At 75.0% G+C, this 8,188-nt stretch carries 6 protein-coding genes; 3 read left to right on the top strand and 3 right to left on the bottom strand.

Going from position 1 to position 8,188, the window contains the following annotated elements:
• Both ABEB16_RS03670 and ABEB16_RS03665 read right to left on the bottom strand, forming a co-directional pair.
• Positions 1-647, bottom strand: a 647-nt coding sequence (locus ABEB16_RS03670) for a GPP34 family phosphoprotein (RefSeq protein ID WP_345710915.1), incomplete at its 3' end; no start/stop codon positions are given.
• A 63-nt stretch (positions 648-710) separates the two neighbouring features.
• Positions 711-1,475, bottom strand: a complete 765-nt coding sequence (locus ABEB16_RS03665; RefSeq protein ID WP_345710914.1) for an SDR family NAD(P)-dependent oxidoreductase — start codon at positions 1,473-1,475, stop codon at positions 711-713.
• Positions 1,476-1,556: 81 nt separating this feature from the next.
• Between ABEB16_RS03665 and ABEB16_RS03660 the strand changes: the two genes are divergently transcribed.
• The 3 genes from ABEB16_RS03660 to ABEB16_RS03650 all read left to right on the top strand — a co-directional run bounded on the left by ABEB16_RS03660 (position 1,557) and on the right by ABEB16_RS03650 (position 5,600).
• Positions 1,557-2,165 (top strand): DUF1802 family protein, encoded by a 609-nt coding sequence (locus ABEB16_RS03660; RefSeq protein ID WP_345710913.1) that lies wholly within the window; start codon positions 1,557-1,559, stop codon positions 2,163-2,165.
• Positions 2,166-2,242: 77 nt separating this feature from the next.
• Positions 2,243-4,951 (top strand): MGH1-like glycoside hydrolase domain-containing protein, encoded by a 2,709-nt coding sequence (locus ABEB16_RS03655; RefSeq protein WP_345710912.1) that lies wholly within the window; start codon positions 2,243-2,245, stop codon positions 4,949-4,951.
• Between the two features lie 73 nt (positions 4,952-5,024).
• Entirely contained in the window at positions 5,025-5,600 is a 576-nt protein-coding gene (locus ABEB16_RS03650) for a hypothetical protein (protein WP_345710911.1), read from the top strand.
• 12 nt (positions 5,601-5,612) lie between these two features.
• On the opposite strand, the gene ABEB16_RS03645 is transcribed toward ABEB16_RS03650, so the two are convergent.
• Complete coding sequence (locus ABEB16_RS03645; protein WP_345710910.1) at positions 5,613-7,949, bottom strand: putative bifunctional diguanylate cyclase/phosphodiesterase; 2,337 nt, start codon at positions 7,947-7,949, stop codon at positions 5,613-5,615.
• Between the last annotated feature and the right edge of the window lie 239 nt (positions 7,950-8,188).

Below are 8,188 nucleotides of genomic sequence, written 5' to 3'. Positions count from 1 at the left end.
GGGGCGGAGCGGGCCAGGGCGGCCACGGCGGCGTCGACGTCCTCCAGCGCCTCCCGCGCCGCACCCGGCAACCGGCGGGCCACGCCCAGGGCGGCGGCCGCCTCGTCCGGGTCCGGCTCGGCCGGCAGCCCGGGGACCACCCCCCGCAGGCACCCCGCCGCGGACAGCAGCAGCACCAGGGAGGCCGTGCCCGGGTCCACCGCCCGCGCCCGGGACCGGTCCCCGGCCGCGGCCAGCGCCGTGCGCACCGCCTCCCGCACCGGGTCCGCCACGGCCGCGTCCACCGGCCAGCGCACCGACGACCACAGCAGCAGCCGCCGGGTGCGCGCCTCGCGCAGCGCATCGTAGCCGGCCAGCGCCGCCAGCGCCTCCTCCCACAGCGGCCGCGCCGCCAGGGCGCGCACGCAGCGGGCCGCCGGGGTCGGGCGGGCGGCCACCACAGCCAGCGCGGCCGCCAGCCGCGGGGCGGCCTCCTGCCCGGGCAGCACCCGCAGGGCGCCGGAGCCCGGGTCGGCGTCCACCCGCCCCTCCAGCACGAGCTCGGCCAGCAGCGCCCCGGCGAGCAGCCCGCGGGCGGCGCGGGCCGGCAGCAGGCGCCTGCCCCCGGCGTCGAGCAGCAGCAGGGCGGCCCGGTCGGCGATGAGCACGGCCGGAACCCTAGGCTCCGGCGGGCGCCGCCGCAGGCGTTCGGCCGGACCGCCCCGGGACCCTCACCAGAGGGTGTAGCCACCGTCGGCGACGAGCACCGAGCCGGTGATGAAGGAGGCGGCGTCGCTGGCGAGGAACACCACGGACGGGGCGATCTCCTCGGGCAGGGCGTAGCGCTGCTGCGGGGCGTCCTCGATCCAGTGCCGGCGGAACTCCGGGCGGTCCACCGGCGCCATGTCCGTCTTCACGTAGCCGGGGGCGACGGCGTTGACGCGGATGCCCAGCGGCGCCCACTCCGCCGCCAGCGACCTCGTGAGCTGGTGCACCGCGGCCTTGGAGGCGTTGTAGGCGGGCTGCAGCTGCGGTCGGTTGACGATCATCCCGGAGATGGAGCCGATGTTGACGATCGAACCGCGCCCGGCCTCGCGCATGACCCGGCCCACGGCGAGGCTGGTCCTCCACAGCGCCCGCACGTTGAGGTCGAAGACCGCCGACCACTGCTCGTCGGTGACGTCCCAGGAGGGGGCGTGGAAGCAGACCCCGGCGTTGTTGACGAGCACGTCGATCGACCCCAGCCCGGCGTGGGCCTCGCCCACCGCCCGCTCCAGCTGGGCGTCGTCGGTGAGGTCGGCGTCCACGCGCAGCAGCTCCAGGCCGTCGGCGCGCGCGGCGTCCACCACCTGCTGGGTGCGCTCGCCGTCGCGGGCGACGACCGCGACCCGCGCCCCGGCCCGCGCCAGGGCGGTGGCGAAGGCGCGCCCGAGGCCCTGGTTGCCGCCCGTGACGAGGGCGGTGCGTCCGGTCAGGGAGAACACGTCGTAGCTCATGGGACCTCGCTGTCGTCGTCGCCGTCGGCCGGTGCGTGCGGGAGTCTCCACCCGCCGCGCCGCAGCCGTCAGACTGGGGCCGTGACGAGCAGCGCCACCACCGCGGGGACCACCCCTGCCGGCACCCCCGGGACCACCCGCACGCCCGCGCTGAAGGAGTGGGCCGCCGTGGCCCACGCCCTCCTCGACGGGCGCCAGGCCCTGCTGCTGCGCAAGGGCGGCATCCACGAGAAGCGCTTCGCCGTGGGCGCCCCCCGCTTCCTGCTCTTCCCCACCGTCGCCCACAGCCACGCCGACGCGGTGCGCCCGGAGCACCACGACCTGCTGGCGCCCGGGCTGGCCGACGCCGGCACCGACGACCTCGTGCTGCGGGTGGGCCTGGAGGTCTTCGAGGCCCTGCCGGTGCGGCGGGTGGACCAGGTGGACGACCTCGCCGACCTGCACGTCTGGACGCCGGGGTCGGTGCGGCGCACCCGCGTGGACTTCCGCCCCCGCCACGAGCTGACCGCGCTCGTGGTGCGGGCGTGGGAGCTGCCGGAACCGCTGCGGCTGCACCGCCTGCCCGAGCACGGCGGCTGCCTGAGCTGGCTGGAGCTGCCCCTGGCGTGGCCGGCCGGCAGCGGGCGCCGGGTGCACGACGACGCCCACCTGGCCTCGGTCGCCGCGGCGGTGCGCGAGCGCACCGGCTGAGGGCACCGGGCGGGGGCGCCGGGCGGGGGCGATCGCTCGGGGGAGCCCCGTCCGCCCGGACGGGGCAGGATGGGATCGTGAGCGCCCCCCGTCCCGGATCCCCGGCAGCCGGCCGGCACCCCAGCGTCGAGCACGCCCGCCTCGCCTCCTCCGCGGGGGACAACGCCCCCTGGCGGCTGTGGGGGCCCTACCTGGCCGGGCGGCAGTGGGGCACCGTGCGCGAGGACTACTCCGCCGAGGGCGACGCGTGGACGTCGTTCCCCTTCGAGCAGGCCCACGCGCGCGCCTACCGCTGGGGTGAGGACGGCCTGGGCGGGATCTCCGACCGCTACGGCTTCCTCAACTTCTCCGTGGCGCTGTGGAACCGGCGCGACCCCGTCCTCAAGGAGCGCCTCTTCGGCCTCACCAACGGCGAGGGCAACCACGGCGAGGACGTCAAGGAGTACTGGTGGGCGCTGGACGGCACGCCCACCCACTCCTGGATGCGCTGGATGTACCGCTACCCGCAGGCGGAGTTCCCCTACCAGCAGCTGCGGGAGGAGAACGCCCGCCGCAGCCGCGCCGACCGGGAGTACGAGCTCGGCGACACCGGCGTCCTCGACGGCAACCGGTTCTTCGACGTCACCGTCACCTACGCCAAGGCCTCCCCGGAGGACGTCTGCATCGTCGTGCAGGCCACCAACCACGGCCCCGAGGCCGCCCCGCTGGACCTGTTGCCGCAGATCTGGTTCCGCAACACGTGGGCGTGGGGCTGGGACCCGCGCCAGGGCACCATGAGCCAGCTGCTGCCGCCCACCCTCAGCGTCGGCGGCATCGAGGCGGTGGAGAGCGAGCACGCCCACCTGGGCCACTACTACCTCTCGGCGGAGGGCTCCCCGGAGGTGCTGTTCTGCGAGAACGAGACGAACCGGGTGGGCCTGTTCGGGGCGGGGCGCAACCGCACCCGCTACACCAAGGACGGCATCAACCAGCGCGTCGTGTTCGGCTCGCGCTCGTCGGTGAACCCGGCGAGGACGGGCACGAAGGCCGCGTTCTGGTACCGCTTCGACGAGGTCGCCCCCGGCGAGACCGTGCGGGTGCGGTTGCGGCTGTCGCACGTGGCCCCGACGGCGGCCACCTTCGGCCCCGGCTTCGACGAGGTGCTCGCCGCGCGCGAGGCGGAGGCCGACGAGTTCTACGACCACGTCATCCACCCGCGCGTGGGGGGCGAGGACCGGCACATCGCGCGCCGGGCGTACGCGGGGCTGCTGTGGACGAAGCAGCTGTACCGCTACGACGTGCGGCAGTGGCTGGACGGCGACCCGGCGGGCGACCCCGCGCCGGAGCAGCGCCGGGCCAGGGGCGGGCGGAACACGACGTGGCGGCACCTGTCGCTGGCGGACGTCATCTCCATGCCCGACGAGTGGGAGTACCCGTGGTTCGCGGCGTGGGACCTGGCCTTCCACGCGATCCCGCTGGCGCACGTGGACCCGGAGTTCGCCAAGGAGCAGCTCGTGCTCATGTGCCGGGAGTGGTCCATGCACCCCAACGGGCAGCTGCCCGCCTACGAGTGGGCCTTCGGCGACGTCAACCCGCCCGTGCACGCCTGGGCGGCCTGGCACGTGTACCGGATCGACGGCTACCGCGACCAGGAGTTCCTCATCCGGGTCTTCACGAAGCTGCTGCTGAACTTCTCCTGGTGGGTGAACCGCAAGGACTCCGACGGCTCCAACGTCTTCGAGGGCGGGTTCCTCGGGATGGACAACATCGGCCTGTTCGACCGCTCGGCGCCGCTGCCGCCGGGGTACCGGCTGGAGCAGTCGGACGCGACGAGCTGGATGGCGTTCTACTGCCAGCAGATGTTCAAGATCGCCCTGGAGCTGTCGCGGCACGACCGGGCGTGGGAGGACGCCGCGACGAAGTTCCTGGAGCACTTCCTGTCCATCGCGGAGGCGATGAACGAGTTCGGGTCGCAGAACAAGTCGCTGTGGCACGAGGAGGACGGGTTCTTCTACGACGTGCTGGTCCACCCCGACGGGCGCGCGGAGCCGATGCGGGTGCCGTCGATGGTGGGGCTGCTGCCGATCCTGGGTGCCACGGAGGTGCCCGCGTGGATCGGCGACGAGTGCCCGGACCTGACCCGGCGGATGCGCTGGCTGCAGCACCGCCGCCCGGACCTCACCGGCCCGCTGCTGTCGCGCTCGGGCCCGGAGGGGCGGCGGATGCTGCTGTCGCTCATCGACCCCGAGCGCCTGCAGCGGATCCTGACGCGGATGTTCGACACCGACCAGTTCCTCTCCCCGTACGGCATCCGGTCGCTGTCGGCGGCGGTGAAGGAGACGGTGACGACGGAGGTGGGGGGCCGCAGCTCCTCCATCGAGTACGAGCCGGGCGAGTCGCGCACGCCGCTGTTCGGCGGCAACTCCAACTGGCGCGGGCCGGTGTGGTTCCCGGTGAACGTGCTGCTGGCGGACAAGCTGCGCACCTACGGGCGCTTCTTCGGCGACTCGCTGACGATCGAGATCCCCACGGGCTCGGGGCAGCGCCGGACGCTCACCGAGGCGGCGGACCTGATCGACAACGGCCTGGTGTCCCTGTTCCAGCCGGTCGGGGGGCGCCGGCCGGCCGACGGGGACCGCATCGAGGCCGGCGACGACCCGCTGTGGCGGGAGCACCCGACGTTCAGCGAGTACTTCGACGGTGACACCGGTGAGGGGCTGGGCGCGACCCACCAGACGGGGTGGACGGCGCTGGTGGCGCACCTGCTGAACCCGCGGCTGCCCCCGGGGCCGCCGGAGGGTCGCTGAGCGGGGGCCGGGTGGCGCTGCGCGGGCGCCGCCCGGCGTGAGCATCGAGTAGTACGTGCCTACGCTGAGTCACATGACGGCGTTGACGACGGACATCACCGTGCTGGACGTGCTCACGGACGCGCAGATCGCGGAGGCCTGGGGCCTCTACCAGGCCGCGTTCGGCCCGCTGGCGATCCTCGCCGCCCAGCGCCACCTCATGACCGAGCAGGAGTTCCGCGAGGTCATGCTCGACCCCCGCATCGAGAAGCACGTCGGCATCGACCGCGACCACGGCGACCGGATGTGCGCCCTGGGCGCGGTGACCGGCGAGCTGAGCGCGGTGCCGCTCATCTCCGAGCCGTACTACGCCCACCGCTGGCCGCAGTTCCACGCCCAGAAGCGGATCTTCTACGTCGTCTTCGTCGGCGTGCACCCCCTCTACCGGGGCAGCGGCATCTTCGCCGCCCTCGTGGAGAAGATCTGGCGGGTCCTCCTCGAGGGCGGCGGCGTCGTCTGCGTCGACTTCTGCACCTACAACGACCAGGAGCTCGCGCTGCCCCGGCTGGTCAGCCGCATGACCGACAGCTTCGGCGGCGGGGTGCGCACGATCAGGCTGGACGAGCAGGCGTTCTGGGCCTACGAGGCCGACCCGCCCGCCCAGCGCTGAGGGCCCGGCGCCTCAGCCGACGGCGTCCGCGCCCTCCCGCAGCGCGTCCGCACCCTCCCGGGCCGTGCGCAGCAGGACCGCGCACCGCTCGGCGGGCTCCGGCCGGCCCCACAGCCAACCCTGCCCGTAGCGCACGCCGAGCTCGTGCAGGGCGTCGCGCTGCTCGGCCGTCTCCACGCCCTCGGCCGTCACCGACAGGCCCAGCGCCCGGCTCATGGCCTCCACCGCGCGGACCAGGGCGGCGTCGGAGGGGTCCTCGCACATGCCGTCGACGAAGCTGCGGTCCACCTTGACGCGGGTGACGGGGAAGCGGCGCAGGTAGCTCAGCGCCGAGTACCCGGTGCCGAAGTCGTCGACGGCCAGGCCGCAGCCCAGCGCCCGCAGGCCGTAGAGGACCTTCAGGGTCAGCTCGTCCTCCTGCACCATCGAGGACTCGGTGATCTCCAGCAGCAGCGCCCTGCCCTCCACCCCGGCCTCCGCCAGCACCTGCGCCACGGCGTCGGGGAAACCGGCGTCCAGCAGCTGGCGGGGCGAGACGTTGACGGACATGAAGAACGTCTCGTCCACCACGCCCTCGGCGCGCCAGCGGGCGAGCTGGGCGACGGACTCGCGCAGCACCTGCATCCCGACGACCGTGACGAGGCCGGTCTCCTCCAGCAGCGGCACGAACCGCACCGGCGAGACGGGCCCGAGCAGCGGACGGTCCCAGCGCAGCAGCGCCTCCACCCCCGCGGGCCGGCCGGTGGGGATGTCCACGATCGGCTGGAAGGCGACGCTGAGGGCCCCGTCGGCGACGGCGTGGCGCAGGTCCAGCTCCAGCTCGACGTCCTGGCTGACGTCGCGGCGCATGGACTCCTCGAAGAGCACCCACTGGTTGCGGCCGGCGGCCTTGGCCCGGTACATCGCCGCGTCCGCGCTCTGCAGGGCGTCGCTCGCGCCGTACAGGGCGGGTGCGATCCCGACGGAGGCGCTGACGACGACCTCCGTGGTGGACAGCCGCACCGGCGTCACGACGAGGTCCAGGACCCCCTCGGCGAGGTCGCACGCCTGCTGCTGGGTGCCGGTGAGGACGAGGGCGAACTCGTCGCCGGCGAGGCGGCCGACGACGGCCCTGCCGCGCGCCTCGTCCTGCAGCCGCTGCGCCACGGCGCGGATGAGCTGGTCGCCGGCCTGGTGCCCCCAGCCGTCGTTGACCCGCTTGAAGCCGTCGAGGTCGAGGTAGAGCACCCACACCTGGTGCCCGGCCGGGTGCCGCTGCACCCGGCACTCGTCGATGGTGCGCAGCACCTCGGTGCGGTTGGGCAGGTCGGTGAGCGGGTCGTGGCTGGCGCGGCGCAGCAGCACCGCCTGCACCCGGGCGTGGGCGTTGACCGCGGAGACGGCCCGCACGAGCAGCAGCGCCAGGGCGGCGGCGGTGGCCAGCAGCGCGGCCCAGTGGTGCAGCGCGGTCCGGCCGCTGGTGACGACCGCGACGAGGAGCAGGACCAGGGACAGGGCGAGGACGGTGAGCCGCAGCGGGGACCAGGGGTGCGCGCCGCCACCGGCGGCCGGGACCACCTGCACGCGCTGGGAGGGGTGCAGCGCGGCCGCCCCGATGAGCGCGGCCGCCAGCACGAACGGCAGGTCCAGCAGCGGCGAGCCGGACAGCTCCCCGCGGGCGCCCAGGACGGCGTAGCAGACGTCGCCGACGAGCATGAGGACGATGGCGCCGACGAGCAGCTGGTGGCTGGCGCGGCGGGCCGCGGTGAGCAGCAGGTCCACCAGCAGCGCGAGGAACACGACGTCGACGAGCGGGTAGGTGCCCGCCAGCACGCTGACCGCCAGCGGCCGGCCGGGGATGTCGACGGCGGGCAGCACGAAGTGGTTCAGCGACAGCAGGGCGCCGGTCACCGTCAGGACGAGCACGTCGCAGACGACCTCCCGGCGCAGGCCGCTGTGGGCGCGGGCCAGCCGCACCAGCCCGCCGGCGCAGCACAGGTAGCCGCCGAGGGTGAGGGGGTCGGCCAGGTACTGCCCGAGGTCGGTGCGGTCGGTGACCCAGGGCCGCACGGTCGCGCCGACGAGCATGAGGACGGTGCCGGCGGTCAGCAGCCACCACGCGCGCTGGGCGTGCGGGCGGTGCGCCCACGTGCCCCAGGTCATCGCGGCGGCCGACAGCACCGCCGAGCAGCCCAGCAGCAGGCTCTTGGACCACTGCGGCGAGGGCAGCAGGTAGCCGGCGACGAGGAGCACCGAGGTGGCGACGAACGCACCCCACACCGCCCAGGGACACTGCAGCAGCGGCTGGAGGCGGCGGGCGCGCGGGCGGGAGCCGTCCTCCCCCGCGGGCGTGGTCGCGTCGGTGGCCATGTCCCCGTTGTCGGAGCCCGGCCGGGGGAACTGTCGTGCGCGACGGCCGCGTCACCCGGACGGCCCCCGTCGCGCAGGACCGCCGGGGGTGATCGGCTGCGGCTCAGGCCGCCCGGGGGGTGCCGCGGCGCCCGGTCCCCGGCGCGGTGCGCTGGGCGGCGAGGTCCACCGCGTGAGCGGCCACCGCGGGGACGTCCACCGCGGGGGCGCCGGCGGCCGCGAGCTCGTGCAGGAGGTGG

Source organism: Kineococcus glutinatus (assembly GCF_039542765.1).
In the GTDB taxonomy this organism is placed as follows: domain Bacteria; phylum Actinomycetota; class Actinomycetes; order Actinomycetales; family Kineococcaceae; genus Kineococcus_A; species Kineococcus_A glutinatus.
The sequence above is the reverse complement of the archived record's forward strand: the minus strand, read 5'-3'. Positions and strand labels throughout refer to the sequence as shown.

Bases quoted from the DNA above. Each gene is read 5' to 3' on its own strand.
- ABEB16_RS03665 (WP_345710914.1), bottom strand. From the start codon at position 1,475: ATGAGCTACGACGTGTTCTCCCTGACCGGACGCACCGCCCTCGTCACG.
- ABEB16_RS03650 (WP_345710911.1), top strand. From the start codon at position 5,025: ATGACGGCGTTGACGACGGACATCACCGTGCTGGACGTGCTCACGGAC.
- ABEB16_RS03645 (WP_345710910.1), bottom strand. From the start codon at position 7,949: ATGGCCACCGACGCGACCACGCCCGCGGGGGAGGACGGCTCCCGCCCG.